Below are 26,596 nucleotides of genomic sequence, written 5' to 3' on the forward strand. Positions count from 1 at the left end.
GAGGAGGCGACGGCCGTGGGGTGTGTGGTGGCGTCGGCTCGGGAATCGGGCCCGCGTGGCAACTGCCGTCGCCCGACGTGGCGACCGACGAACTGCCCCCGCTCTCACCGATGGAGGCGTATGCGCAGCTGTCCGCGACGGCGGGAGCCGGGGCGGAGAGCAGCCAGAGAAGGGCGACGGCTGCCGTGAGCCGTCCTATGAGTGATCCGTACACGACCGGGAGCATGTTCCGGCGGGTCGCGGGACACGCGGGCAGGGAGTGTGTTTCGCCTGATGGTGGGGATCTGGAGCGACGGGTGTTTGCCGTCGGGGGAGCGCCTGTGACCGGCGAGGATCCGGCGGGGACCGGACGGGTGCCCGGTGCCGCGGGTGGCGGGGGCGCCCTGCGTAACTGAAACGTGCTGTACGGAAGTTGACGCGGATCCCCGGCCGGAACGGTCGCCCGGCCCCGGGCCGGCTCCGGTGCCACCACGTGACCGGTCGGGCGACGGATCGAGCGCCCGACGAAGTGCCCGGTGAAACCGCCGATGAAGCGAACGTCGCAGCGAACGCCGAAGCGGCCGTTGAAGTGACCGGGCATTGCCTCATTGGTAAAGAATGCTTCCAAAGGCGTCGCCGCCAAGGCATTTGTCACCTTCAATCGACCCGGTGGACTCAACTGCCGGGACATCGGCCGTCATCCGGTCCAGACCTAATGCCCGATGAGAAACCGGCTGCATCACCGGATTCATCAACGGCCGTGACTGGGAGGGCGTATGGTACCCGGCATCACCCCCGCCGGACCCGTGCGGCGTCGAATGTCACACGCAGCGACGGCGCGGTTGCACATGCCACTGGTGTGTGACCAATAACGGACGGCTAATTTCCGTTTCCGCTCGCTCTCTTGGCAGTGGATCAGTAGCCTCTGGTCAACACTGACCATGAACATGGCCGGATCGCCGTGGCGACTTGTTGGAGACATTGATGGAGCGTCCCGCCTGGGCACCGCAAGGCATAGACATTTCGGTGCCGAGCGTGTCTCGCATGTACGACTTCTATCTGGGCGGATCGCACAATTTCGAGGTGGACCGGGAAGCGGCGCGCAAGGCCATGGAGTTCATGCCGGGACTCCCCAAGATCATGCAGGCGAATCGCGCCTTTATGCGCCGAGCCGTGCGTTACGCGGTGAGCCAGGGCATCAGTCAGTTTCTGGACATCGGTTCAGGAATACCGACCTTCGGCAATGTTCACGAAGTCGCGCAGGCGGCCGACCCCGAGGCCCGGGTGGCGTACGTCGACCACGACCCGGTCGCGGTCGCGCACAGCCGGGCCGTACTCGAAGGAAACGACCGGGCCGTGATCGCCGCCGCCGATCTGCGCCACCCGCAGGAGATCGTGAAGAACCCGGAGATCACCGGACTGCTCGACCTGGACCGCCCGGTGGCCCTGCTGCTCGTCGCGGTGCTCCACTTCATCGAGGACGCCGACCACCCGCAGAGCGCGGTCGCCGAACTGCGTGAGGCACTCGCACCCGGCAGCATCGTCGTCATGACCCACGCCTCGTACGAGGGCGTTCCGCTTCCCCGGGAAGAGGCGGGCGGCACGGTGGAGGTCTACAAGAAGATCCGCAACCCGCTGGTCATGCGGTCCCGCGCCGAGATCGCCGGTTTCTTCGAGGGGTACGAGATGATCGAGCCCGGCCTCGTGTCGATGCCGCACTGGCGGCCGGACGCACCGGTGGTGACGGAGCAGGAGGACCCATTCGCGTTCTCGGGCTTCGCGGGAGTGGGACGCAAGGCGTGAGCATCCCCGCCCAGTCGTCCGGTGTTCCGGACACGGAGCCCGACGGTCCCGAGGACCGGCTCCGGAGATTCGCCACCATATGGAGCCGGGCCATCTTCCCCTCGACGGCCACCTCCTTGACGCGCACCGAGTTCGAACAGCATCTGCAGCCGCTGGCCCGCGATCTCAGCGACATCCTGCACGCCCGGCCCTTCGATGCGGCACCGGCGGGCGAAGTGGGCGCCGCCCTCGTCTCCGCGCACTGCACCGATCCGGACGCGCTCAGCAGCACGCTCGGCGTGATCGACTCGTATCTGGTGCTCTACTGCGGAAGCAACGGCGTGACGGCGTTGTCGACCGAGGACAGCAGGGCCCGCTGCGCCCGGATCCAGCACACCCTCGCGGCCGGCTTCACCCAGGCGCTGCGCGAGCGCACCCTCGCCGAGCAGGAGGCCATCGCGCGTTCCGCGCTGACCGCCCGCACCGACGCCGAACACGCGCTGCACGCGACCGAGGCACGCTTCCGCGCCGTCTTCAAGGACGCGGCCGTCGGCATCGGCATCGCCGACCTGGACGGCAATGTCCTGGAGGTCAACGACACCCTCACCCGGATGTTCGGCGGGCTCGACCACCATGTGCGCAGCCACAAGGTCAACGAGTGGGTCCACCCCGAGGACTCGCCGCACGTGTGGAAGTACTACGACGAGCTGGTGCGCGGCGAACGCGAGCACTACCGGGTCGAGAAGCCGTACTACCGCAACGACGGCACCGTGCTGTGGACCAATCTGACCGTGTCGCTGCTGCGTGACGCCGAGGGCGAGCCGCAGTACCAGCTGGCGCTGATGGAGGACACCACCGAGCGCCGGCTGCTCAATCTGCGGCTGCGGTACGAGGCCACCCACGACGCGCTCACCGGCCTGCCCAACCGGACGCTGTTCTTCGAGCGGCTGGAGAAGGCACTGTCCGCCGAGGACGGCAGCCGCTTCGGCCTCTGCTACCTCGACCTGGACGGCTTCAAGGCGGTCAACGACAGCCTCGGCCACGCGTCGGGGGACCGGCTGCTGGTCGAGGTCGCCGACCGGTTGCAGAGCTGTGCGACCGCGCCCGGCGAGATGGTCGCGCGGCTCGGTGGCGACGAGTTCGTGGCCCTGACCACCGGTCCCGGGACCGAGACGGAGGTCGTCGAACTGGCCTGCCGCATCCTCTGCGTGCTCGGCAGCCCGATCCGCCTGGACGGCCGTGAGCTGACCGTACGGGGCTCCATCGGGGTCGTCGAAGGGCCCGCCCGCGAACGCAACGCCGCCGAGGTGCTGCGCAGCGCCGACATCACGATGTACCGGGCCAAGTCCGCGGGCGGCAACCGGTTCGAACTCGCCGACGCCGAGGCCGACGCCCGTGCCATCACCCGGCACGGGCTGACCACCGCACTGCCCGCCGCCCTGGAACGCGGCGAGTTCTTCATCGAGTACCAGCCGCTGGTCCACCTCGGCGACGGCACGGTGCACGGTGCGGAGGCGCTGGTGCGCTGGTGCCACCCGCAGCACGGGGTGCTCGGCCCGGACCGGTTCATCCCGCTCGCCGAGCACACCGGACTGATCGTGCCGCTGGGCCGCTGGGTGCTGGAGGAATCCGTACGGCAGGCCAACTTCTGGCAGAAACGGCACACCGACGGCGGCCCGCTCCGGATCAACGTCAACCTCTCACCGACCCAGCTGCACCACCCGCGGCTGGTCGCCGAGACGGTCGACGTGCTGGAGCGCTCGGGGCTCGAACCCGGGGCGCTCTGCCTGGAGGTCACCGAGTCCGCGCTCATCGGCGCCGACGACGACCTGCTCAAGCCGCTGCGGCAACTGGCCGAAATGGGGGTCGACATAGCGCTCGACGACTTCGGCACCGGGTACTCGAACCTGGCGAACCTGCGCCGGCTGCCGGTGAGCGTGCTCAAGCTGGACCGTTCCTTCACCATGGGCATGCAGCAGCATCCGGCGGACCCGGTCGATCTGAAGATCGTCGAGGGCATCGTCTCCCTGGCGCACAGCCTGGACCTCGCGGTCACGGTCGAGGGCGTGGAGACCGGCGCCCAGGCCGAGCAGCTGCGCGAGCTGGGCTGCGACACGGCGCAGGGCTGGTACTACGCCCGGCCGGGCGCGCCGGACCGGATCCACTCGCTGCTGCTGGCCGACGCGGTGTGAGGCGGGGCGGGCCCCGCGCCCGTCCCCGCTCCCGCTCCCGCCGGACGGGCCCGCTCAGGCCCGTCCGGCGGCGAGCAGCACCTTCTGCAGCTCGCGCGCCGCGCGCGGCGGAGCCACGTCGCTGCGGTGCGCGAGGGCGATCGTGCGCCGCAGCCCAGGACGGGCCAGCGGGGTGGTCCGCAGCTCGTGACCGGACCGGACGGCCACCATGCTCGGCACCACCGCGATCCCGAGCCCCGCCCGGACGAAGCCGAGCACGGCGTCCATCTCGCCGCCCTCCACCGTGAACGACGGCTCGAAGCCCTCGGCCCGGCAGGCGGCGACCGTCAGCTCCCGCAGGTCGTACCCGTGCCGGAACATCACCAGCGGTGCGCCCTGGAGATCGGCGATCCGTACCTTCCCGCCCCGGCCGGGCCGCGGGGCCCGCGCCGACGACACCACGACCAGGTCCTCCTGGAGCAGCTCCACGGTCGTGAGCGCGGGGGACGCGGCCGGCAGCGGCAGCACCACCAGCGCGAGATCGAGCGCGCCGCGCGCCAGCTCCCGCACCAGGTCGAGCGAGCCGCCCTCCTCCAGCAGCAGCTGGATCCCCGGATGCCGGTCGTGGAAGGCGCGCAGCACGTCCGGGAGCAGGCCGGTGCAGAGGCTGGGGGTGGCACCGAGCCGGACCCGGCCCCGGCGCAGCTGAGCCAGCTCCTGCACCTCGTGGCGTGCGGTGTCCGCGTCCGCGAGGATCCGGCGGGCCAGCGGCAGCAGGGCCTCGCCCGCGTCGGTGAGCGTGATGTTGCCGCGCGCCCGGCTGAACAGCTCCGCGCCCAGCTCACTCTCCAGCGCCCGGATCTGCTGGGAGAGCGAGGGCTGCGAGACATGCACCTCCTCGGCGGCACGGGTGAAGTGCCGGGTCTCGGCCACGGCCACGAAATACATCAGCTGCTGGAACTGCATACGCCCACCTCGATCGGCCACGATAGCCCAAGCCTATGAACATGAGCCATTCCATGTCTTGGACTGATGAGGTGGATCGGACCTAGCGTCGTGTCCATGGCATTGGCAACCCGGACAGACCGACGGCCGTCCATGACGCGTACGCTCTGGGACTCGTCCCTCGGCAAGAAGACGGTCATGGCCGTGAGCGGCCTGATCATGCTCCTTTACCTGGTCGTCCACATGATCGGCAACCTGAAGATCTTCTTCGGGTCCGGCGAGTTCAACCACTACGCGCACTGGCTGCGGACCATGGGCGAGCCCTTCCTGCACTACGAGTGGGCCCTGTGGATCGTCCGCGTCGTGCTCGTCGCGGCAGTGGTGCTGCACGCCGTCTCCGCGTACCAGCTGAGCCGCCGCGACATCCGGGCACGCCCCGCCAAGTACGTGCACAGGAAGCCGCGCGCCGGCTATGCCACCCGCACGATGCGCTGGGGCGGGATCATCCTCGGCCTCTTCATCGTCTGGCACATCCTCGACCTGACGACGGGCACCGTGCACCCCGGCGGATTCCAGTCCGGGCACCCGTACCAGAACGTCATCGACACCTTCTCCACCTGGTACGGCAACACCGTCTACATCGTCGCCATGCTTGCCCTCGGACTCCACGTCCAGCACGGCTTCTGGAGCGCCGCCCAGACACTCGGCGCGGGAAACGCGACCCGTGACCGCGTCCTCAAGACCATCGCCAACGTCCTTGCCGCGGTGCTGACGCTGGGCTTCATCTGTGTACCCGTCGCCGTCATGACCGGAGTCGTGAGCTGAGATGACCGACTACTCGCACTACGAGACCGGCGCACCCGTCGCCGACACCAAGGCCCCCGAGGGCCCCGTCGCCGAGCGCTGGGACACCCGCCGCTTCCAGGCCAAGCTGGTCAACCCGGCCAACCGCCGCAAGCACACCGTCATCGTCGTCGGCACCGGCCTGGCCGGCGGCTCGGCCGGTGCGACCCTGGCCGAACAGGGCTACCACGTCGTCCAGTTCTGCTTCCAGGACTCGCCCCGCCGCGCCCACTCGGTCGCCGCCCAGGGCGGCATCAACGCCGCGAAGAACTACCGCAACGACGGCGACTCGATCCACCGGCTCTTCTACGACACCGTCAAGGGCGGCGACTTCCGCGCCCGCGAGTCCAATGTCCACCGGCTGGCCCAGATCTCCGTCGAGATCATCGACCAGTGCGTCGCCCAGGGCGTCCCCTTCGCCCGCGAGTACGGCGGACTCCTCGACAACCGCTCCTTCGGCGGCGTCCAGGTCTCCCGCACCTTCTACGCCCGCGGCCAGACCGGACAGCAGCTCCTGCTCGGCGCCTACCAGGCACTCTCCCGGCAGATCGCCGCGGGCAACGTCGAACTGCACGCCCGCACCGAGATGCTCGACCTGATCGTCGTCGACGGCAAGGCCCGCGGGATCGTCGCCCGCGACCTCGTCACCGGGAAGATCGACACCTACTTCGCCGACGCGGTCGTCCTGGCCAGCGGCGGCTACGGCAACGTCTTCTACCTGTCGACGAACGCCATGAACTCCAACGCCACCGCCGTCTGGCGCGCCCACCGCCGCGGCGCGTACTTCGCCAACCCCTGCTTCACCCAGATCCACCCCACCTGCATCCCGCGCACCGGCGACCACCAGTCCAAGCTGACCCTGATGAGCGAGTCGCTGCGCAACGACGGCCGGATCTGGGTTCCCAGGGCAAAGGGCGACGACCGCCCCGCGGGCGAGATCCCCGAGGACGAGCGCGACTACTACCTGGAGCGCATCTACCCCGCCTTCGGCAACCTGGTGCCCCGGGACATCGCATCCCGCGCCGCGAAGAACGTCTGCGACGAGGGACGCGGCGTCGGCCCCGGCGGCCAGGGCGTCTACCTGGACTTCGCCGAGGCCATCGCGCGGATGGGCCGGGACAAGGTCGAGGAGAAGTACGGCAACCTCTTCGACATGTACGCACGGATCACGGCGGAGAACCCGTACGAGACCCCGATGCGGATCTACCCCGCCGTGCACTACACGATGGGCGGCCTCTGGGTCGACTACGACCTCCAGACCACCGTCCCCGGCCTCTTCGCCATCGGCGAGGCCAACTTCTCCGACCACGGCGCCAACCGGCTCGGCGCGTCCGCGCTGATGCAGGGACTCGCCGACGGCTACTTCGTCCTCCCGTCGACGATCAACGACTACCTCGCCCGCAATCCGCACCACGAACCGGTCGACGCCTCGCATCCCGCCGTGGAGGAGGCCGTAGCCGACACCGAGGACCGGCTGAACCTGCTGCTCGCCGTCGACGGCGACCGCACTCCGGACTCCTTCCACCGCGAGATCGGTGAACTCATGTGGGAGTACTGCGGCATGGCCCGCACCGAGGAAGGACTGCGCACGGCGCTCGAACGCATCCCGCAGATCCGCGAGGAGTTCTGGCGACGCATCAAGGTCCCCGGCACCGGCGACGAGTTCAACCAGTCGCTGGAGAAGGCCAACCGCATCGTCGACTATCTGGAGCTCGCCGAGCTCATGTGCCTCGACGCACTGCACCGCGCCGAGTCCTGCGGCGGCCACTTCCGCGAGGAGTCGCAGACCCCGGACGGCGAAGCCGCCCGCCGGGACGAGGAGTTCTCCTACGCCGCCGCCTGGGAGTTCGCCGACACCGGCCGGCCCCCCGTCCTGCACAAGGAAGACCTCGTCTTCGAGTACGTCCACCCCACTCAGCGGAGCTACGCATGAAGCTCACCCTGCGCGTCTGGCGGCAGAAGAACGCCGACGCACCCGGCACCATGTCCACCTACGAGGTGGACGGCATCTCGCAGGACATGTCGTTCCTGGAGATGCTCGACACCCTCAACGAGGAGCTCATCCTCGCCGGCGACGACCCCGTCGCCTTCGACCACGACTGCCGTGAGGGCATCTGCGGCGCGTGCAGCCTCGTCATCAACGGCGATGCCCACGGCCCCGAGCGCACCACCACCTGCCAGCTCCACATGCGGTCCTTCGAGGACGGCGACACGATCGACATCGAACCGTGGCGCGCCTCCGCCTTCCCGGTCGTCAAGGACCTGGTCGTGGACCGCTCGGCCTTCGACCGGATCATCCAGGCGGGCGGTTACATCTCCGCCCCGACCGGCACCGCCCCCGAGGCACACGCCACCCCGGTGCCCAAGCCCGACGCCGACTTCGCCTTCGAGCACGCCGAGTGCATCGGCTGCGGAGCCTGTGTGGCGGCCTGCCCCAACGGCTCGGCGATGCTCTTCACCTCGGCGAAGATCAACCACCTCAACGTGCTGCCGCAGGGCGCCCCGGAGCGCGAGACCCGGGTGCTCGACATGGTCGGCCAGATGGACAGCGAGGGCTTCGGCGGCTGCACGCTCACCGGCGAGTGCGCCACCGCCTGCCCCAAGGGCATCCCGCTGCCGTCGATCTCGGCCATGAACAAGGAGTGGCTGCGCGCCACCCGCAAGGTGCGCCGCTAAGGGCTGTCCGGATCGGGCCCGGCTCGGACGAGGTCCCGGGCGGCCCCGGTGCCGGGGCCGCCCCGTGACTACACGGACGGTTCGCCCTTCGTGACAGCGTCCTGGAGCGGCTGCCCGAGCCGTTCCAGGAGCGCGGCGGCTTCGGCACGGTACCGGGCGACCGCCGCCGTCTTGATCTCCTCGTACCCCCGCACCATGTCGGGCAGTTCGGCGAGTTCGACGGTCAGGGCGTGGTTGTCCGGGCCCAGCGCCAGGCACGCCCGGGCGATCATGTCTTCGTACTCGACGACCAACGCCCGTTCGACCCGGCGCATCCGGGCACCACCGAACGGGTCCAGCCGCGTGCCCCTGACATGGCGCATCGCCGCGAGCACACGGAAGACGGGCCTGAACCACGGGCCGAGCACGATCTTCCGGTCCATCCCGAGTGCCCGGAGCACGGGCGGGTGGAGACGGTAGGACACCCGGGCGCCCTCCCCGAACCTCGCCCGTACGTCTCGCTCCACAGCCGGATCGAGGGAGAGGCGTGCCACCTCGTACTCGTCCTTGTAGGCCATGAGCTTGTACAGGTGGCGGGCCACCGCCTCGGTCAGCGCGGTCGAGCCGGGGACACGCTCGGCCTCGATCAGGCGCACCCGCTCGACGCCCTGCGCGTACCGCGTCGCGTAGGCCGTGTTCTGGTAGCCGATGAGATCCGGCACCCGGACCTCCAGCAGGCGCCTGAGCTCCGATCCCGGAACGGTGTCCACCAGCGCGACCACACCGCGCGCCGAGGGGGAGGAGGCGGGCTCCGGCGCCGGGGAAGGGCCCTCGCGCTTCAGGACCGCTGCGAAGCCGTCGGGATCGCCGACGGCCTGCCGGCCGAGCCGGAACGCCTTGAGATTGTCCTCGACCTTCACCCCGTTGAGGGTGATCGCCTCCTCGATGGACTCCGCGGGCAGCGGCAGCGCACCGGTCTGGTAGGCCGCCCCGGCGAGCAGCAGATTGGCGAACTGGTCCTCACCCAGCAGGGATTCGGCCAGCCGGCGCGCGTCGAGGAAGACGGCCCGGTCGGCCACCGCGCGAATGCGTTCCTTGATCGGTTCGACGGCGGGGAAGGACACCGTCGTGTCGGTCACCATGCGCCCGGTCGGAACCTCGGCCGTGGAGACGACCGCCACCGTCCGCGCCGGGGTCGCGGCGGACAGCTGACCCGGTTCCGCCGCGACCAGCAGGTCGCAGCCGAGGTAGAGATCGCACTCCTCGTCGGCCGCCTTGTTCGACTGAGCCACCGGCTCCCGGGTGATCTTGATGTCGGAGACCACCGCACCGCCCTTCTGCGCCAGGCCGGTCTGGTCCAGGGCCCGGACGTGACGGCCGGCGAGTGACGCCGCGGTGCTCAGGATCTGCGCCAGGGTGATGACTCCGGAGCCGCCCACCCCGGTGATGCGCGTGGTGTGCGAGGCGGGCTCGCCGGCCATCGGCTCGGGCAGAGCCGTGACATCCGGCATCGGTACCGGGACGAAGGCCGCTCTCCCCTTGGCGGGAACGACGGTGAGGAACGAGGGACAGTCGCCCTTCAGACAGGTGAAGTCCTTGTTGCAGGAGGACTGGTCGATCCGGGTCTTGCGTCCGAACTCGGTGTCGGCGGGCTGGACCGACAGACAGTTGGACTTCTGCCCGCAGTCGCCGCACCCCTCACAGACCCGCTCGTTGATCACCACCCGCTCGGCGGGGTCCGCCGCCAGCCCGCGCTTGCGCTTGCGGCGGAGTTCGGTGGCGCACTCCTGGTCATGGACGAGCAGGGTCACGCCGGGAACCCGCGCGAGGGTCTCCTGCGCCTCGGTCAGCCGGTCGCGGTGCCACACCTGAACGCCCTTGGGGAGCTTCACTCTTCGGTAGCGCGAGGGATCCTCGGTGGTGACGATGATCCGTCCGACCCCCTCGGCGAGGAGCGCCGCGCAGATCGCCGGCACGGGCATGACTCCGACGGGCTGCTGCCCGCCGGTCATGGCGACCGCCGAGTTGTACAGCAGCTTGTAGGTGATGTTCACCCCGCCGGAGACCGCCGCCCGGACGGCGAGACTGCCGGAGTGGTGGAAGGTGCCGTCCCCCAGGTTCTGGATCAGGTGCTTGCGTTCGAGGAACGGCTCCATGCCGATCCACTGGGTGCCCTCGCCGCCCATCTGCGTCATACCGATCACGTCTCCGGCCTGGGCCGGGTCCATCAACGTGACCATGGCGTGGCAGCCGATGCCGGCACCGACGGTGGATCCTTCGGGCGTCTGCGTGGACACGTTGTGCGGGCAGCCGGAACAGAAGTACGGCGTACGGGTCAGCAGCGGCAGCTGCACTCGGCCGGGTCGTGGCCGGGAGCTTTCCGACCAGCGCCGTACGGTGGGGAAATCACCGATGGAGACCAGCCTGGCGGCGAGCCGGGCGGCGATCGGATCGGGGCCCAGCTCGCCGTCCGCGGGGATGAGCTCACTGCCGTCGGGCGCGTGTTTTCCGGAGACGGCCGGTGCGTCGGGCCTTCCGTAGAGCAGGTCCTTGACCGCGCTCTCGATCAGCGGACGCTTCTCCTCCACCACGATGATGTGGCTCAGACCGGCCGCGAACCGTTCCACCACCGACGGTTCGAGCGGGTGGATCATCCCGAGGTGGAGCAGCCGGATCCCGCGCCGCTCCAGTTCGGTGTCGTCGAGTCCGAGGATGCGCAGGGCCTGGAGAAGGTCGAGGAAGGTCTTGCCGGGGGCGATGATGCCGACGCGGTCGTCCGGGCCCTGCCGGGTGATCCGGTTGAGACCGTTGGCGGCGGCGTAGCGGCGGGCGATCTCCAGTCTGACGCCGTCCCGGCTGCGTTCCAGCTCGCCGAGCGTCGGCTGCACCATGTGGGCGGTCACCCGGTGCCGGTACGGTGTGTCACCGGCCATGGGCGCGGGCGCCAGGGGCGATACGCGCCCGGCCCGCACGTCGACGGTGCCGGAGCCGTCGGCGACGGCGGTCACGATCTTCAGGGCGACCCACAGCCCGCTGGCGCGGGACATGGCCACGCCGTGCAGTCCGAAGTCGAGGGCTTCCTGCGGGTCCGACGGGTAGAGGGTGGGTATCCCGAGGTCGGCCAGGAGCAGTTCGGATGCCCCGGGCACGGTCGAGGACTTGGCGCCCGGGTCGTCGCCCACCAGGGCGAGTACACCGCCGTCGGGGTGCGTGCCCATCAGGTTGGCGTGCCGGATGGCGTCCGAGGCCCGGTCCAGACCGGGGGACTTGCCGTACCAGATGCCCGTGATGCCGTCGACCCGCTTGTCCGGCTGCATCGCGGCGAGCTGTGTGCCCTGGACCGCCGTGGCGGACAGCTCTTCGTTGACCCCGGGGCGGAAGACGATGTCGTGCGCGTCGAGTTGTGACCGGCAGCGTTCGAGTTCCATGTCGTAGCCGGCCAGGGGAGACCCCTCGTACCCGGACACGAAGGCGGCGGTGCTGCGGTCGGCGCGAAGGTCCGACCGGCGCAGGTCGAGCGGGAGTCTGGCCAGTGCCTGGATCCCGGTGAGATGGAGGGTGCCCTCCTCACGCGTGAATCGGTCCTGGAGCGTGGGCCGGGCTGTTTTCTGTGTCACCACGTGGTTTCCTCGGAAGGTGCGGGGGTGGTCCGCAGCGCCGTTCCTCCGAGATGCCCCGGAGGAACGGCGCTGCGTGAACCGTCCGGCTCGAAGCGGTTATGCGGACCGGGGCGAGGCGTCCGGCACTTCGCAGAGGGCGGTGCCGAGCGACAGGGGCGATCCGTCGCCGCTGCGCCACGCGATGTGGCTGTCCGGGCGTACGAGGACGGCTCCGTCCTCGGTGATCCCGAGGCGTTCCAGGAGCGAGTCGTCGACGACGGTGATGTCCCGGCCCACGACGACCGTCCGGGCCGGAACCTCACCGGCGGCCTCCGCGAACGCCTCGGCCCATCGCGAGCCGGCCGGCCCCGTGATCAGCGTGAAGCCCGGGAAGAGAAGATCGTGCGTCGACAGCAGGGCACCGCCGCGTTCGACCCAGGCGTGCGGGAGCCGCGCCCCGAGGACCGGGGCGGGTGAGTACTCCGTCGCCGGGAGCGGGTCACCGCTCTCCCTCTCCGCGCGCCCTCCGGCTCCGTAGACGTATCCGATCTCCTGGCCGAGGGAGTCGAAATGCGGCCGCTGCGGAGGGATGGCCGCCGCGAGCCGCCGGCGCTCCCGCGCCGCGATCTCCGGGTCCGGGCTTTCGAGCCGGGCGGCGATGGCGGCCGTGTCCGGCCCGATCCCCGCCTCGGCCATCTTCGTCGCGTTGAGAACACTGTGACGGGCGTTGGCGACGGCGACCGGGCGGCGCTCGCTCTCGTAGCTGTCGAGCACGGATTCGGGAGCCCACCCGCCCAGCACCGCGGCGAGCTTCCACCCGAGGTTGTCCGCGTCGGCCAGTCCGGTGTTCATGCCCAGGCCGCCCGTCGGGGGGAACTGGTGGGCGGCGTCGCCCGCGAGGAAGATCCGGCCGCTCCGGTACCGCTCGGCGGTCCGTGCCACCATCGTCCAGGGGCCCACGGACCGGATGTCGACCTCCAGTTCGTCCACGCCGACGGCCTCCCGGATGATCCGGGCGCACCGTTCGGGCGAGTAGTCCCCGGGCGACTCGGTGGCCGGATCGAAGGTCCGCTGGAACGTCCATCTGCGGACACCGTCCATCCCGATGAAGACACCGGGGGAGGCGGTGTTGACGGCCCAGATGAGCAGGGCCGGATCGGCCTCGGTCCAGGGCGACAGGTCCGCGTGGAAATAGATGTTCAGCTGATGGCCCAGGACCGGCGAGCCCTCGCTCGTGATGCCGAGTTTCTCCCGCAGGCCACCGGCCGCCCCGTCCGCGGCAACGGCGTAGCGGGCGCGGAGCGTCTGCGTGTGCTGCCCGCTCTCCACGGTGACGTCGACCGCGTCGCCCCGGTCCGTGATGCCGAGGACGGTGGTGTTGTAGCGGACGGTCGCCATGCCCTGGGCGAGGACCGCGTCGAGGAGGTGCTGCTGTACACGGTCCTGGGCGCAGGAGGTGATCATCTCGGAGGAGGCGTCGATGCGCCGGAGCAGCTGCTCGCCGTTCCCCTCGGCCATGTTGATCCGGCCGAGTTCGGAACCCGAGAGGGTCTGCTTCCACCGGATGTTCAGCGCCCATTGGGGGTCCACCGAGTCCGCGCGGACCGCGTCCGCGATTCCCCAGCTCCGCAGCAGTTCCATCGACCGGGTGTTGACGACATGGGCACGGGGATGCGGATTGACGCCGCCGTACTGTTCGCACACGACACTGGGCACGCCGTGCCGGCCCAGCACCAGCGCCGTGGCCAGTCCGACGGGACCGGCGCCGACGATGACCACGGGAGTGTCGGTGGCCGTCATGAGCGCTTGACCAGCTCGGCGAAGGGCTCACCGGACTCGAAACGGCGGACCAGCTCGTCGGGGTCGAAGCGGGTACCGATCGGATCCTCCTCGAAGGCACCCGAGGCGAACCACTCGTGGAGGGCCTCCTCGGTGGCGAAGTTGTCGATCTGGAGTTCGATGTGATTGCCGTCGGGGTCCTCGAAGTACATCGAGGTGGTCGGCCCGTGGTTGACGCACCAGAAGGGGTGGATCCCCTCCTTGTGCAGCCGCCGGTAGGTGCCGAGCAGATCCGCGAGCGTGCTGTACGTGAACGCCGCGTGGTGCAGGCCGGTGTGTCCTTCGCCCGGGCGCTCCGAGGCCCCGGTGGAGATCAGTGCGACCCGGTGGTGCTCATCGTCGTACGTGAGGAAGGCCAGGGAGTCGTTGGCGAAGGTGACGCGCCCTTCCAGGACGCGTACGTACCACTCGGTCATGGTGGTCAGCCGGCCGGTCTTGAGAACGACATGGGCGAGTTTGCTCGGAGAAGCCATGGGGGGCGACCTCCTGGTCGTAGGCATGACGCCTTCTTGTCTGGCATGCAAGAGCAGCATAGGCATGCTCTTGTGCGCCAGACAAGAGGGGGTCGCTCACGGGCCGCGAGGTGTCCGGAAGGTGGCGTTCCGGCTGTCTTGGGAAGCTCGGCTCGATCTCGCTCCTGCTCTGTGGGCCGGGTGGGCGCGCGTTCGGTCAGGCGCCGGTGCCGCAGCGTGCGGCAGCCGCCGCCGTGAGTGCCTCGGTCAGGAGCTGGACGACCTCCGCGGTGGGGCGGTCCAGGCGCCGGACGCTGACGAGCAGGCCCTCGAAGAGCACATGGGCGGTCTCCGCGATCAGGGCGACATCGGCGCCGGCCGGCAGCTTGCCGGTGATGGCGGCCAGTAGGCGCCCTTCGAGCCACTCCTGGATCCGCCCGTACGTCCCGGCGAGCGCCTCCGAGTCGCCGATCCGTTCGTAGGCCTCCCGGTGCAGCCCCCGGTACGGCTCCATGTCCAGCAGGAGCGCCACCAGTTCGCGCTGCGGGTCCCCGGCGAGTTCCCCGTCGGCCTCGATGCGCTCCCGCACCTGTGTGACGTAGTGATCGAGCGCGGCGGCGAAGAGGTCGTCCTTGGTGGGGAAGTACCAGCGCACCGCGTTGGCCGCGACGCCGGCGGCGCGCCCCACCTCGGCCAGGCTGGTCCCCTTGTATCCGCGGGTCGCGAAGAGCTCCCATGCGTGGTCGACCAGCGCGGCCTCGCGCTCGGCCTTCGGAATCTGCTGTCGATTGCGTGGCATGGAACGGAAGCCTATGCCGGGAGTGCCCCGCGCCTGCGGGCGGCGGGAGGTGCCGCACGGTTTCCGGCCCACCTCTTGACTCTCGTACAAGATATCTCTTGACTTGGGGGCAAGAGGGCGTTCGCCGGTCGACCGAGGGAGTTCGTGATGCGTCTGTACAGCACCGATCGAGGCATCGGCAGGGAGGACCGCCCGGGGGAGCTGTCCCTGCTCGATCTGCCCTTCGACGAACTGGGCGCGCTGCTGCGCGGTCCCGGCGTCGCGGCGGCCCGATCGGCGAGGACGGTGCGCCGGGTCGCGCTCGGCGAGGTGCGGGTCCTCGCGCCGGTTCGGCGCCCCGGAAAGGTGCTGATCGTCGGCCTCAACTACCGCAGCCACGCCGAGGAGGCGCTGGAGATGCTGGCGGCGATGGGCAGGGGCCCAGTCCGGATACCGGAGGAGCCGAACTTTCAGGTGGTGGCGGGATCCGCGGTGATCGCGCCGACGGAGCCGATCGTCCTCCCGGTCGTCGCGGCCGCCGAGGTCGACTACGAGGGCGAGGTGGCCGCCGTGATCGGCCGCACCGCCGCATCCGTGGCGACGGCGGACGCCGGGAAACACCTTGCCGGTCTGACGGTCGTCAACGATGTCTCGGCCCGGGACATCCAGCGCCGCGCCATGTCCGGCGATCCGACCGCGTCCATCGGTGTCTCCAAGAGCTTCGACACCTTCAAGCCGCTCGGGCCCTGTCTGGTGACGGAGGACGAGTTCGCCGAGCCGTTCGACCTGCGCATCCGGACCCGGGTCAACGGCGAGCTGCGCCAGGACGACCGCACCAGCAGCCTCATCCACCGCCTGCCCGAGCTGATCTCGTACCTCTCGCGATACCAGACCCTTGAGCCGGGCGATGTGATCTGCACCGGCTCACCGCGCGGTGCGGGTGTCTTCTCCGACCGGTTCCTCCGGCCCGGCGATCTCGTGGAGGTCGAGGTGGAAGGCATCGGATCGCTGCGCAGCGGCGTGGTGGCGGCCTGACCACCGGGCCGCCCGGGAGCGTCCCGGCGCGGTGCGGTTCCCGGCTCCGGAGGCCGCCCACCTCCGGAGCCGGGAAGTCCCGGACGGCTCGCGGGTTCAGGAAGTGACGGAGAGGTCGTCCGCGTACACCGTGCCCTGCCCGTACCAGCCGTGCAGATAGACGGTCACCTTGCCGGTCGAGCCGGTGGTGAAGGCGACCGACTGCTTGGCGTAGCCGCTCGACGAGCCCCAGGCGCTGGCCGTGGCGTCGCCCCGCACGCCGAGGTAGCCGTAGCTGCCCTGCACCCAACCGCTCAGTGTGTACTCGGTGTCGGGCGACAGGGTGAGCGTCTGCGCGCATTCGCCGGTCTGGGACGCGGTGGCCGCCGCGGCGAGTGCGTGCGCACCGCCGTGCACCGGGGTGGAGACGACCGCGCCACCGGACTCGCACGTCCAGGGGCCGAGCGAACCCGACTCGAAGTCACCGTTGACCAGGGCCCCGGTGCCGCCGCCCGGACCCGACACCGTGAGGGTGAAGGCCGCCGCATGGCTGAGCGTGCCCGCCGTGCCGGTGACATCGATCCGGTACGTGCCGGGGGCCGCGGACGCCGAGGCGGCGACCGTCAGCTTCGACGTCCCGCCCGCGGTGACCGAGGTCGGGCTGAGCGTCGCCGTTACACCGGCGGGCGCCCCGCTCGCCGTCAGCGCGACGGTCTTCGCGTTGCCGGAGGTGACCGCCGTGTTCACCGTCGCCGTCGTGGAGCCGCCGGGAGCGACCGTCGCCGAACCGGGGGCCACGGCCACCGAGTAGTCGTCCGTCACCGGACCGGTGCCGCCGCCCGTGAACGGGGCGAAGGTATGGGTGAAGTACCAGGTGTCCTGCGCGATGCCGGAGCAGGTGTCGCTGCCCCCGGTGCCGGGGCAGCCGCCGTTGTCGCGCTGGAGTGCCCAGAACGACAGGGTGCTGACGCCCTTGGCGACGGCCCAGTTGTAGACAGCGGTGGCATCGGCCGTGGTGAACGTCTCGGCCGGACCGTAGTCGTCGATGCCCGGCATCTCGATGAGGCCGGTCATGCCCCACAGCTGGGCGTCGGTCTTCGACGGGTACAGATCGGCCAGCTGGCCCTTGAGCCCGGTGATCGCCGTCTGGGTGTCCTGCGCCATGTTGTGCGAGGCGCCGTCGTAGTAGTCGAAGGTCATGAGGTTCACGACATCGACCCTGGCGCCGTTGGACACCGCGTTCTCCAGCACCGCGAGACCGCTGTCGGCCAGGCCGCTCGTGGTGGTGGGCAGGGTGTACGAGATCTGCACCGAGCGCCCGTTGGCGGTGGCCCAGTCCTGCACCTTCTTGATCGCCTTGTTGCGGCGGTCGATCCCGGCGCTGTTCTCCAGTGAGTTGTCCTCGATGTCCATGTCGAGACGGGACACGTCGTAGGTCGTGATGACCTTCTCGTAGGCCGCCGCGATGGAGTCGACACTCGTACAGCTGTCGGCGATCTCGGTGCCGCCGTTGTCGGCCGTGTAGCCGCCGAACGACGGGATCACATCGCCGCCGCGGGACCGGATGGTGGTGAAGTCGGCACCGAACTCGGACTGGGCGATGGGTGTGCTCGAATCGCCGTTCCAGTAGGGGGTGCAGGAACCGCGGGCCTCCGTCTGGATGAAGGCCATGGTCAGGTACTTGGCGCCGGACGCCTGCGAGAGCGCGGCCGGGCTGTCGCCGTTCCACGCCTCGAAGTACGGGGCGAAGACGTGCGCGGGCAGGGGGGTGGCGGCGGTCGCGGCGGCCTGTGCGCCGGCGCCCGATCCCAGGATCAGGCCTGCGGACGCGACGACGGTGGCCAAGGCGCTCAGGACGGCGCCGACTCTTCTTGGACGTCTCATGGGGCAGCTCCCAGCGGGGTGAGACAACGGGCGGATCGCACGGCTCGGCCGCGCCCGTCGCCGGACGCGGCCCGTTCCTGTGATTCCCGGCCGGGGTCACGTGCCGCACGGCGAGGAGAGGCCGTGGGGCATGCCCATAATTGGTCTGGACCAGATAACTGTCAATGTTCTTTACTGTTTCATTCCCCTTTGCTTGCCTGGACCGGCAACTCGCATGGCGAATGGGGGAGTTGACGAAGACTCGGCGATCAGTCGCGACGGAGCGCGGCCCGGAGGTACGGAGCCGTACGGCTCTGCGGCACCCGGGACACCTCGTCGGGCGTCCCCGCCGCCACGATCCGGCCGCCCCGGCCGCCGCCGCCGGGACCGAGGTCGATCACCCAGTCGGCGCCCGCGACCACCGCCATGTCGTGCTCCACGACCACCACCGTGTCGCCCGCGTCGACGAGGCCGTGCAACTGCCGCATCAGCACCTCGACATCGGCGGGATGCAGCCCCGTCGTCGGCTCGTCCAGCAGATACAGGGTGTGGCCCCGGCGGGTGCGCTGGAGTTCGGTGGCGAGCTTGATCCGCTGGGCCTCACCGCCGGACAGCTCCGTCGCGGGCTGGCCGAGCCGCAGATAGCCGAGCCCGACATCGAGCAGGGTCCGCAGACTGCGCTCGGCGGCCGGTGTCCCCGCGAAGAACCCGGCCGCCGACTCCACCGTCAGATCCAGCACCTGCGCGATGTCCAGACCCCGCAGCGTGACCTCCAGGGTCTGCGGGTTGTACCGCGCGCCGTGACAGTCCGGACAGGGCGCGTACGTACTGGGCAGGAAGAGCAGCTCCACGGAGACGAACCCCTCGCCCTGGCAGGTCTCGCACCGCCCGCCCGCCACGTTGAAGGAGAACCGGCCGGCCCTGTAGCCACGCTCCCGAGCGGTCCTTGTCCCGGCGAACAGCTTGCGCACGACGTCGAAGAGCCCGGTGTACGTGGCCAGGTTGGACCGGGGGGTGCGGCCGATCGGACGCTGGTCGACCTGGACGAGACGGTCCACCGCCTCCAGCCCCTGCGCCGAGGCACACCAGGGCGCCGGGCGCTCCGCGGCCGGGTCCGGATCCTGCCCGGCACCGCCCTGCCGGTCGGCGAGCGCACCGGCCAGCACCTGACCGGCCAGCGTCGACTTCCCCGACCCGGAGACCCCGGTGACGGCCGTGAAGACACCGAGCGGGAACGCGGCGTCCACGCCCCGCACGTTGTGCCGGTCGACCCCGCTCAGCCGCAGCCACCCCGACGGCGCACGCACCTCCCGTACCGGCACGGGCTCCTCGTCGAAGAGGAAGCGCCGGGTGGCCGACTCCGTCACTTCCGCGAGCCCGGCCGGAGGACCGCTGTGCAGCACCCGGCCCCCGTGTTCACCGGCCAGCGGTCCCACATCGACCAGCCAGTCGGCCCGGCGCACCACATCCATCTGGTGTTCCACGACGAAGACCGAGTTCCCGGCCTCCTTCAGCCGTCCCAGCACCCCGAGCAGCGACTCGGTGTCCGCCGGATGGAGGCCGGCCGACGGCTCGTCCAGCACATAGACGACCCCGAAGAGACCGGAGCGCAACTGGGTGGCCAGACGGAGCCGTTGCAGCTCGCCGGAGGAGAGCGTCGGAGCGGTGCGGTCGAGGCTGAGGTAGCCCAGGCCGAGTTCGGTGACGGTCTCGATGCGGGCGAGCAGATCCGCCGTCAGCACCCGCGCCGTTTCGCTGCCGCCCGCCGTGCGCAGCAGCTCGGACAGGGAGGTCAGCGGGAGTGCGGCCAGTTCCGCGATCGTACGGCCGGCGAAGGTCACGGCCATCGCCCGGGGGCGCAGCCGGCTGCCGCCGCAGGCCGGACACGGTGCACTGGTCAGGAACCGCTCGGCCTTCGCGCGCAGGGTGCGGCTCTTGGAGTCCGCGAAGGTGTGCATCACATAGCGGCGGGCGCTCATGTACGTGCCCTGGTAGGGGCGCTGGATGCGCCCCGCCTCCCGCACCGGATGGACCGTCACCACCGGCTGCTCGTCGGTGAACAGGATCCACTCCCGCTCCTCGGCGCCCAGCTCGCCCCACGGCCGGTCGATGTCGTGACCCAGCGCGTCCAGCACATCGCGCAGGTTCTTGCCCTGCCACGCGCCAGGCCAGGCGGCGATCGCACCGTCCCGGATCGACAACGAGGGATCGGGGACCAGCAACTGCTCGGTGGTGCGGTGGACGAGGCCGAGCCCGTGGCACTGAGGGCACGCCCCGGCGGCGGTGTTCGGCGAGAAGGCGTCGGAGTCGAGCCGCTCCGCACCGGCCGGGTAGTCACCGGCCCGCGAGAAGAGCATGCGCAGGAAGTTGGAGAGCGTGGTGACCGTACCGACGGACGAACGGGCCCCGGGCGCCGAGCGGCGCTGCTCCAGCGAGACGGCGGGCGGCAGTCCGGTGACCTCACCGACCGCGGGCGCGCCGACCTGATGGATCAGCCGGCGGGCGTACGGGGCGACCGACTCGAAGTAGCGGCGCTGGGCCTCGGCGTAGATCGTCCCGAACGCGAGCGAGGACTTCCCGGAGCCGGAGACCCCGGTGAAGACCGTGAGGGTGTCGCGCGGGATGTCGACCGAGACGTCCTGGAGATTGTGCTCGCGGGCGCCGCGCACCCGGACGTACGGGTCGTGGGGGGTGGACATGTGCGCGGGGACTCCGTACGGATCGGGGCAGAGCCGGGGCAGGGCCGACGGACCTGGGACAAACACTCCGATTCTAGGTGTCGGAGGCCGTCCCGTGATTCCGGCGACCCGGCCGGACCGGCCCCGCGGACCGGCGGCGGACTCCCCGGGCCTACCGGGAGGGACGCAGTGCGCGCTTGATCGGCCTGCCCACGACGCTGCGGGCCCGCTGGTACGTGGACCGCTGGGCGGGCAGCGAGGCGTTCTTCAGGAGCTTCCGTCTGAGCTGGGCGTTCTCGGCGGTGAGTTCCGTCAGCTGGCTCTGGAGCCAGTTCAGCCGGGGTGCCATCGTGGCGGGGTCGGAGCCGACCCAGGGGCGGACGCCCGGCGGGAAGGTCAGCCCGCTCATCTGCTTGTCGAAGGCCGCGCCGCCGTCGCCGTGGGTGAAGGTGTTCTCCAGACCGTTCTTGTCGAGGAAGTTCACGAAACGGTCGAACCGCTCCTGATGACCGCGCATCAGCGGCCCGAAGTCGGCGGCGGCGTGGAGGTCGGCGGGGTCGAGGTCGGACGGGACCTTGGAGAGCATCCGGTGCGGGATGTCGAAGTAGCGGCACAGCTCCAGCGTCCGGGAGTCGCCGCAGAGCACCGTGGCCGGCGTTCCGGCCAGCAGCGCCGCGATGTTGCCGTGGATCCGGGAGCCGAAGGAGAAATCGAAGCCCCGCAGGTCGTCCATCCAGGTGACCGGGTCGATGTAGACCCGCACCTTGCCCTCCCCGTACATGGGGTGGTCGGGGTGGGTGGGGATGCCGGTCACCGCGGCGTTCTGGTGGGACAGGTCGCGCCAGTGCAGCTGACGGGCGTCGGAGAGGTTCTGGCCGATGAACCGCAGGTGCGGGTAGCGCGCGTGGGTGCGGTCGATGATCTGCCCGAGCTTGTGCTTGCGCACCGCGTCGTGCGATCCGTTGACGGCGATGCGGGACTCGGGCCCGAGCGCCCGGCCGTCCTCCCGGACGACGAGCCTGCTGCCGCCCAGGAACATCGAGGGGCAGCCGATGACGTCCACGTCGCGAAATCCCATGTCCCGCAGATACCGCTCGGTGAACTCCCCGCGCACACCGATGGAGGCGCTGTGGTCGAGCACGGCGGAGACGAAGGCGTAGACCGTCGGCTGCATCGGCTTCAGCCGGTCCGCGGAGTAGTTGACGCCGGTCTGGGCGCCGACGCCCGGGACCACCACGGGTATCTTCAGCTTCGAGATGAGCTGGGTCAGCCGCTCCAGCTGCCGTTCGAAGGAGGGCCGGAAGGCGTTGGCGAGCGGGACGACGAAGACGTCGTACTCGCTGTTGATCCGGTCGGCGTCGGCGACCCGCGTGGTGATGCCGTTCGACACCACCTTGGCGCGCGGCGTCTCAAGGATCTTGTGAGTGGCATCGCTGAAGATCAGGTTGCCCGAGTTGGTGGCGAACACGTCCTCGTGGAGAGCGCGCTCGACAGGGACGACGTCGTAGGGGCTCTTCCCTGAACGCAGGAGTATTCGCTTCACATCGTTAACGTTGGATGCCACAAACCTGAATATAGCTTTACAAACGCTTGTCGATCCATGCGGATCCTGTACAACCTTTTGCGATCCGTCCGGAACGTGACGGGTGGATCGCCCCTCCGCGCGCGAGCGGGCGTGCGCGCGGTGAAAGCGGTGACGGGTGCCGGTGCGGCGCCCACGACCCTCCCCGTGCGGCCCTCTTGAGCCCCCGGCGGCCCCGCCCGTACGCTGCCTCGTGCGCGTCGGCGCGCCTACCAGGGAGGTGGAAGCGCCATCATGGCCGACTCACTGTCCGACGACGAAATCCTCGAAGCGGTGGCCCGGCACATCGGCCGTCCGGGGCAGGGGCCGCAGTTGCGGCAGGACGGCGCAGGCATCTCCCGGCTCCCGATGCTGGACCTGCGCATCGTCCGTTCCGTGGAGACCCGCAGCACGCGCCCGGAGTCCAGGCCCGGCAAGTACGACATATCGGAACGGGCGACGTACGAAGGCGAACTTCGCGACCATCCGGTCGATCCGCCGAAGGACCCGGCCCGGTCGCGGAAGGTGGAGCTGGTGCTCCACGGTTCGGTACGGACGGAGGCCTGCGGCTGCGACGAGGGCCGGCAGCCGTGCTCGCGCTGCCGGGCCACGGGGAAACTGAGCTGCGAGACCGGCCCGTTGTGCCCGGCGTGCAAGGGTGTCGAACCGTGCATCTGGTGCGACGGCACGGGCCGGCGCCGCAAGGACGCTGCGCCGGCCGGTTCGCCGCGGGAACGGAACGCGGCCGGACGGGCCACCTGTCTGAAGTGCCGCAAGCCGCGCACCGCCTGTCCGCGATGCCGGGGGCGGGGCACCGAGACGTGCCCGAAGTGTGACGACACCGGCTTCCGGGACTGCCCGGTCTGCCAGGGGGAGCGTTCCACGGAGCACACTCCTTGCGAGGGCACCGGACTGGTCACCCGGTGGACGGGTGGATCTGTCGGGCACGAGCCGCGGCGGAGCGCGGTGAAACTGCCGGACCCGGCGCCGCCGCTGCGGGTCCGCCAGCAGACCGGACGCACCGGAGCGTGGCAGCGGGCCACACTGACCTCGGCCGACGAGCCGGTGCCCGAGGCGCTGGACCCCGCCCATGTCGAGGCCGTCGAAGCGGCGCTCGCGCCCCGGCCGGACGAGGTGGCCAGACGGGCCGAGATCGAGTGGCTGCAACTGGTGGCGGTCACGGTCCCGGACGACCCCGACCACGTCTTCCACGTCTTCCCCGGGCCGGACGGCCCCGAGGTGCTCCCGATCTGGTCGAGGCGCAGGTCCCTGCGGGTCGCCGCGGTGGTGGCCGGGATCGTGGTCGTGCTGCTCCTGGTGGCCGCGTTGGTCTGATTTGCTGGCGGTATGAGAGGCGACCACCGGCCCCTGGCCGTATTCGACTTGGACGGCACGCTCGCGGACAGCGGACACCGGCAGCACTACCTGGAGGGCCGCCGGCGCGACTGGAACGGCTTTTTCTCCGCGGCCGTCGACGACCCGCCGCTGCCCGATGGCGTACGACTGGCGCTCGACAGCGCCGAGAGCTGTGAGGTCAGGTATCTCACCGGGCGGCCCGAGCGGTGCCGCCGGGACACCGTCGCCTGGCTGGCCGCGCACGGGCTGCCCGAGGGGCAGGTGTACATGCGCCGCGACGACGACCGCAGGCCCGCCCGGCAGACCAAGCTGCAGATCCTGAAGCGGCTGGGCCGGGACCGCGAGATCCGGATGCTGGTCGACGACGACGAACTCGTCTGCGACGCGGCGGAGCAGGCCGGATTCACCGTGGTGCGGGCCCGCTGGGCGGAGGCCTCGGCCGCGCTCAAGGACGCGCAGGAGCGCGAGGGCCGTACCTGAACCCGGCGGGTGCGACCGCCCGGACACGGCCTCGTCCGTGCGGCCCTCCTGCCGGTGCCGTAACCGGCGCCGGCCGGCGGGATCAGCTCGTCTCGTCGAGCCGGAAGCCCACTTTCAGGCCGACCTGGTAGTGCTCCACCCGGCCGTCCTTGATCTCGCCGCGCACCTGCGTGATCTCGAACCAGTCGAGATTGTGCAACGTTTCCGAAGCTCTTGCGACGCCTCTGCGAATGGCATCGTCGACGCCCTCGTGCGAGGTTCCGACGATTTCGGTGACCCGATAGGTGTGATTTGACATCTTATGTCTCCTTTCGTTCCTACCACGGTGCCCCACCCGGTCCGAGTCCGCGAGGGGTCGATGTGCAGAATGTTCCGTGAACGGGCCTTGACCAAATCAATGGTCCATACCAAAATCCAGCCACGCCCGTGCGAGCGCCGCCCGCAGTCCCCCCACACCGGGTCCTGAATTGAGCCGTGCCGTTTCGCAGAAGGTGAACCTGGTGAAGAACCGCATACTCGTCGGAGCCGTCGCGCTCGTTTCCACCTTTGCGCTGGGCGGTTGTGGCCTGGGCTCCGGCTCGGAGGCGTCCGGAAGCAAGAAGGTCACGATCTGGCTGATGAAGGACAGCGTCTCCGCCGATTTCCTGAAGCGGTTCACAAAGGCGTACAAGGAGGAGCACCCGTCCATCGAGCTGGACTTCAAGTTCCAGAGCTGGAGCGGAATCGGCCCCAAGGTCGTCGGCGCCCTCAAGGGCAAGGACACCCCGGACGTCATCGAGGTCGGAAACACCCAGGTGGCCCAGTACGCGGAGAGCGGCGGCCTGCGTGATCTGACCCTGGAGTCCGTACGTGACCTCGGCAGCGAGGATTGGCTGCCGGGCCTCGCCGACCCGGGCAGCATCGACGGCATGCAGTACGGCATTCCCTGGTACGCGGCCAACCGAGTGGTCATCTACAACAAGGATCTCTTCGAGCAGGCGGGCATAAAGAACCCGCCGGAGACCCGCGACGAGTGGATCGCGGACAGCCGGTTGCTGAACAGCAACGGTAATCAGGGGATCTACCTCGCGGGCCAGAACTGGTATGTCCTCGCCGGATTCATCTGGGACGAGGGCGGCGAACTCGCCGATGAGAAGAGCGGCCAGTGGGAAGGCGCCCTGGACAGCCCCGCCGCGCTGCGCGGCATGAGCTTCTACAAAGAACTCCAGGCGCTCGGTGACGGCCCCAAGGACGCCGACGAGGAAAAGCCCCCGCAGGCCGATGTGTTCGCCGAGGGGAATGTCGCACAGATCATTTCGGTGCCCGGAACCGTCGCGCAGATCGAGAAGAAGAATCCCGAACTCAAGGGAAAACTCGGCTACTTCCCGATTCCGGGCAAGACCGCGAAGGCGCCCGGCTCCGTCTTCACCGGCGGATCCGACCTGATCGTCCCGGTCAAGGCGGACCAGCGCGCCGAGGGCATCGAAGTGATCAAGGCGCTGGCGGGCCGGAAGTGGCAGGAGGAGCTCGCCAGAACGATGAGCTACGTGCCCAACAAGCCGGCACTCGCCCGTGTCGTCGTGGGACAGGAAGGCACCGCGGCGATGGCCCGTGGCGCCACCCAGGGCCGTGCGACCCCCAATTCGCCGCAGTGGGCCGACGTCGAGGCCGACAACCCGATCAAGCCCTACATGACGGCGGTGCTGGAGGGCGGCGACCCGCAGCAGGAGGCGAAGTCCGCCTCGGCGAAGATCACCTCCAAGCTCGCCGGGGGCTGACCGGCGCGCCCCGCCGGACCGCACCTGGCTGTTGTGGTCCGGCGTCGGCCGAACCCGGCTCTTGTGGTCCGGCGTCGGCCGTTCCCGGCCGTTGTGGTCGGGTGCCGGTCACTGCCGGGTGTTGTGGTCCGGCGGCGGCGCAGTGGTCCGTCGTCGGCCACCCCCGGGATTCAGCCTTCGCACATTTCGGCTCTCCCGAGCGGTCATGTCGAATCCAGCCGGTCACGGAAGAAGTAAGGGGCCGGGCCGTCGTACCCAGTGCGACGGCCCGGCGGCCGCCCTTGCCGATCCGTCCCCGGAGACCGTCATGAACGCGCTGCCCGTCACCTCTCTCCCCACCGCTCCCGTCGTTCCCGCGCAGCCCGTCGCCCCCGCCCCCACCTCCGCCCCGCCGCGCTACCGGGTGTCCCTCGCCACCGACCAGGACGAGGTCCGAGCCGCCCAGCGGCTGCGCCATCTGGTCTTCGCCGGTGAGCTGGGTGCCAGGCTGGAGGGGCCCGAACCCGGCCTGGACAGCGACGCGTTCGACGCGTACTGCGACCATCTGCTGGTCCGGGAGCAGACCACCGGCGACATCGTCGCCACCTACCGCGTGCTGCCGCCCGACCGGGCGCGGATCGCCGGGCGCCTCTACGCGGAGAGCGAGTTCGACCTCGGCCGGCTCGACCCGATCCGCGACGACCTGGTCGAGGTCGGACGGTCCTGCGTCCACCCGGCCCACCGCGACGGCGCCGTCATCGCGCTGATCTGGGCCGGACTCGCCCGCTACATGGAACGCACCGGCCACAACTGGCTGGCCGGCTGCTGCTCCATCCCGTTGGCCGACCGCGGGGCCGCCGCGGCC

19 protein-coding genes and 1 pseudogene are annotated in these 26,596 nt (G+C 70.2%); 10 read left to right on the forward strand and 10 right to left on the reverse strand.

Going from position 1 to position 26,596, the window contains the following annotated elements; translation table 11 throughout:
* Positions 1-214: pseudogene (locus tag AADR41_RS31260) on the reverse strand (hypothetical protein); the annotation flags it as partial.
* A gap of 749 nt (positions 215-963) precedes the next feature.
* Here AADR41_RS31260 and AADR41_RS31265 point away from each other — a divergent pair.
* Together AADR41_RS31265 and AADR41_RS31270 are read left to right on the forward strand one after the other, a co-directional pair.
* Positions 964-1,782 carry an SAM-dependent methyltransferase gene (locus AADR41_RS31265; RefSeq protein WP_342284954.1) on the forward strand — a complete coding sequence of 273 codons (819 nt, stop codon included), beginning with the start codon at positions 964-966 and terminating at the stop codon, positions 1,780-1,782.
* Positions 1,779-3,953, forward strand: coding sequence for a putative bifunctional diguanylate cyclase/phosphodiesterase (locus AADR41_RS31270; protein WP_342284955.1), 2,175 nt, complete (start codon positions 1,779-1,781; stop codon positions 3,951-3,953). The genes AADR41_RS31265 and AADR41_RS31270 overlap by 4 nt, the downstream gene beginning before the upstream one ends.
* 54 nt (positions 3,954-4,007) lie before the next feature.
* Here the strand turns inward: AADR41_RS31270 and AADR41_RS31275 are convergent, their stop codons facing one another.
* On the reverse strand, positions 4,008-4,898 hold the full coding sequence (locus tag AADR41_RS31275; RefSeq protein ID WP_342284957.1) for a LysR family transcriptional regulator: 891 nt from the start codon (positions 4,896-4,898) through the stop codon (positions 4,008-4,010).
* A 96-nt stretch (positions 4,899-4,994) separates the two neighbouring features.
* Between AADR41_RS31275 and AADR41_RS31280 the strand changes: the two genes are divergently transcribed.
* From AADR41_RS31280 to AADR41_RS31290, 3 genes are read left to right on the forward strand one after another with little or no spacing between them, the layout of a single operon-like run.
* Positions 4,995-5,702 (forward strand): succinate dehydrogenase, encoded by a 708-nt coding sequence (locus tag AADR41_RS31280; RefSeq protein WP_342284959.1) that lies wholly within the window; start codon positions 4,995-4,997, stop codon positions 5,700-5,702.
* 1 nt (position 5,703) lies between these two features.
* The gene (locus AADR41_RS31285) at positions 5,704-7,653 is read left to right on the forward strand and encodes a fumarate reductase/succinate dehydrogenase flavoprotein subunit (RefSeq protein ID WP_342284960.1); all 1,950 of its coding nucleotides are present in this window, start codon (positions 5,704-5,706) and stop codon (positions 7,651-7,653) included.
* The gene (locus tag AADR41_RS31290) at positions 7,650-8,396 is read left to right on the forward strand and encodes a succinate dehydrogenase/fumarate reductase iron-sulfur subunit (protein WP_259929001.1); all 747 of its coding nucleotides are present in this window, start codon (positions 7,650-7,652) and stop codon (positions 8,394-8,396) included. The genes AADR41_RS31285 and AADR41_RS31290 overlap by 4 nt, the downstream gene beginning before the upstream one ends.
* Positions 8,397-8,464: 68 nt before the next feature.
* Here the strand turns inward: AADR41_RS31290 and AADR41_RS31295 are convergent, their stop codons facing one another.
* The 4 genes from AADR41_RS31295 to AADR41_RS31310 form a co-directional block, all read right to left on the reverse strand.
* A complete protein-coding gene (locus AADR41_RS31295; protein ID WP_342284962.1) occupies positions 8,465-11,992 on the reverse strand; it encodes an indolepyruvate ferredoxin oxidoreductase family protein in 3,528 nt (1,175 codons plus the stop codon).
* A gap of 99 nt (positions 11,993-12,091) precedes the next feature.
* Entirely contained in the window at positions 12,092-13,774 is a 1,683-nt protein-coding gene (locus AADR41_RS31300) for an FAD-dependent monooxygenase (RefSeq protein ID WP_342284963.1), read from the reverse strand.
* The gene (locus tag AADR41_RS31305) at positions 13,771-14,286 is read right to left on the reverse strand and encodes a VOC family protein (RefSeq protein WP_342284964.1); all 516 of its coding nucleotides are present in this window, start codon (positions 14,284-14,286) and stop codon (positions 13,771-13,773) included. The genes AADR41_RS31300 and AADR41_RS31305 overlap by 4 nt, the downstream gene beginning before the upstream one ends.
* Positions 14,287-14,482: 196 nt before the next feature.
* A complete protein-coding gene (locus AADR41_RS31310) occupies positions 14,483-15,064 on the reverse strand; it encodes a TetR/AcrR family transcriptional regulator (RefSeq protein WP_342284965.1) in 582 nt (193 codons plus the stop codon).
* Between the two features lie 147 nt (positions 15,065-15,211).
* Between AADR41_RS31310 and AADR41_RS31315 the strand changes: the two genes are divergently transcribed.
* Positions 15,212-16,078 (forward strand): fumarylacetoacetate hydrolase family protein, encoded by an 867-nt coding sequence (locus tag AADR41_RS31315; RefSeq protein WP_342284966.1) that lies wholly within the window; start codon positions 15,212-15,214, stop codon positions 16,076-16,078.
* 96 nt (positions 16,079-16,174) lie between these two features.
* Here AADR41_RS31315 and AADR41_RS31320 read toward each other — a convergent pair whose 3' ends face one another.
* The 3 genes from AADR41_RS31320 to AADR41_RS31330 all read right to left on the reverse strand — a co-directional run bounded on the left by AADR41_RS31320 (position 16,175) and on the right by AADR41_RS31330 (position 22,162).
* Complete coding sequence (locus AADR41_RS31320) at positions 16,175-17,941, reverse strand: glycosyl hydrolase family 18 protein (protein ID WP_342284967.1); 1,767 nt, start codon at positions 17,939-17,941, stop codon at positions 16,175-16,177.
* 248 nt (positions 17,942-18,189) lie between these two features.
* A complete protein-coding gene (locus AADR41_RS31325) occupies positions 18,190-20,619 on the reverse strand; it encodes an excinuclease ABC subunit UvrA (RefSeq protein ID WP_342284969.1) in 2,430 nt (809 codons plus the stop codon).
* Positions 20,620-20,770: 151 nt separating this feature from the next.
* The gene (locus AADR41_RS31330) at positions 20,771-22,162 is read right to left on the reverse strand and encodes a polysaccharide pyruvyl transferase family protein (protein WP_342284971.1); all 1,392 of its coding nucleotides are present in this window, start codon (positions 22,160-22,162) and stop codon (positions 20,771-20,773) included.
* A gap of 252 nt (positions 22,163-22,414) precedes the next feature.
* Between AADR41_RS31330 and AADR41_RS31335 the strand changes: the two genes are divergently transcribed.
* Both AADR41_RS31335 and AADR41_RS31340 read left to right on the forward strand, forming a co-directional pair.
* A complete protein-coding gene (locus AADR41_RS31335) occupies positions 22,415-23,494 on the forward strand; it encodes a hypothetical protein (protein WP_342284972.1) in 1,080 nt (359 codons plus the stop codon).
* Between the two features lie 12 nt (positions 23,495-23,506).
* Entirely contained in the window at positions 23,507-23,995 is a 489-nt protein-coding gene (locus tag AADR41_RS31340; protein WP_342284974.1) for a phosphatase domain-containing protein, read from the forward strand.
* Between the two features lie 82 nt (positions 23,996-24,077).
* Here AADR41_RS31340 and AADR41_RS31345 read toward each other — a convergent pair whose 3' ends face one another.
* Positions 24,078-24,293, reverse strand: a complete 216-nt coding sequence (locus tag AADR41_RS31345; protein WP_093546549.1) for a dodecin — start codon at positions 24,291-24,293, stop codon at positions 24,078-24,080.
* 202 nt (positions 24,294-24,495) lie between these two features.
* Between AADR41_RS31345 and AADR41_RS31350 the strand changes: the two genes are divergently transcribed.
* Both AADR41_RS31350 and AADR41_RS31355 read left to right on the forward strand, forming a co-directional pair.
* Positions 24,496-25,752 carry an extracellular solute-binding protein gene (locus AADR41_RS31350; protein ID WP_342284977.1) on the forward strand — a complete coding sequence of 419 codons (1,257 nt, stop codon included), beginning with the start codon at positions 24,496-24,498 and terminating at the stop codon, positions 25,750-25,752.
* 307 nt (positions 25,753-26,059) lie between these two features.
* Positions 26,060-26,596: GNAT family N-acetyltransferase (locus AADR41_RS31355; RefSeq protein WP_342284979.1), on the forward strand; the 537-nt coding region annotated here is incomplete at its 3' end.

The organism is Streptomyces sp. CLV115, from assembly GCF_038448545.1.
Taxonomy (GTDB): Bacteria; Actinomycetota; Actinomycetes; order Streptomycetales; family Streptomycetaceae; genus Streptomyces; species Streptomyces sanglieri.

Excerpts from the sequence above, each read along its gene's own strand:
- AADR41_RS31265 (WP_342284954.1), top strand. The coding sequence starts at position 964 with ATGGAGCGTCCCGCCTGGGCACCGCAAGGCATAGACATTTCGGTGCCG.
- AADR41_RS31275 (WP_342284957.1), bottom strand. The coding sequence starts at position 4,898 with ATGCAGTTCCAGCAGCTGATGTATTTCGTGGCCGTGGCCGAGACCCGG.
- AADR41_RS31280 (WP_342284959.1), top strand. The coding sequence starts at position 4,995 with ATGGCATTGGCAACCCGGACAGACCGACGGCCGTCCATGACGCGTACG.
- AADR41_RS31285 (WP_342284960.1), top strand. The coding sequence starts at position 5,704 with ATGACCGACTACTCGCACTACGAGACCGGCGCACCCGTCGCCGACACC.
- AADR41_RS31290 (WP_259929001.1), top strand. The coding sequence starts at position 7,650 with ATGAAGCTCACCCTGCGCGTCTGGCGGCAGAAGAACGCCGACGCACCC.
- AADR41_RS31300 (WP_342284963.1), bottom strand. The coding sequence starts at position 13,774 with ATGACGGCCACCGACACTCCCGTGGTCATCGTCGGCGCCGGTCCCGTC.
- AADR41_RS31305 (WP_342284964.1), bottom strand. The coding sequence starts at position 14,286 with ATGGCTTCTCCGAGCAAACTCGCCCATGTCGTTCTCAAGACCGGCCGG.
- AADR41_RS31310 (WP_342284965.1), bottom strand. The coding sequence starts at position 15,064 with ATGCCACGCAATCGACAGCAGATTCCGAAGGCCGAGCGCGAGGCCGCG.
- AADR41_RS31315 (WP_342284966.1), top strand. The coding sequence starts at position 15,212 with ATGCGTCTGTACAGCACCGATCGAGGCATCGGCAGGGAGGACCGCCCG.
- AADR41_RS31320 (WP_342284967.1), bottom strand. The coding sequence starts at position 17,941 with ATGAGACGTCCAAGAAGAGTCGGCGCCGTCCTGAGCGCCTTGGCCACC.
- AADR41_RS31325 (WP_342284969.1), bottom strand. The coding sequence starts at position 20,619 with ATGTCCACCCCCCACGACCCGTACGTCCGGGTGCGCGGCGCCCGCGAG.
- AADR41_RS31335 (WP_342284972.1), top strand. The coding sequence starts at position 22,415 with ATGGCCGACTCACTGTCCGACGACGAAATCCTCGAAGCGGTGGCCCGG.
- AADR41_RS31340 (WP_342284974.1), top strand. The coding sequence starts at position 23,507 with ATGAGAGGCGACCACCGGCCCCTGGCCGTATTCGACTTGGACGGCACG.
- AADR41_RS31345 (WP_093546549.1), bottom strand. The coding sequence starts at position 24,293 with ATGTCAAATCACACCTATCGGGTCACCGAAATCGTCGGAACCTCGCAC.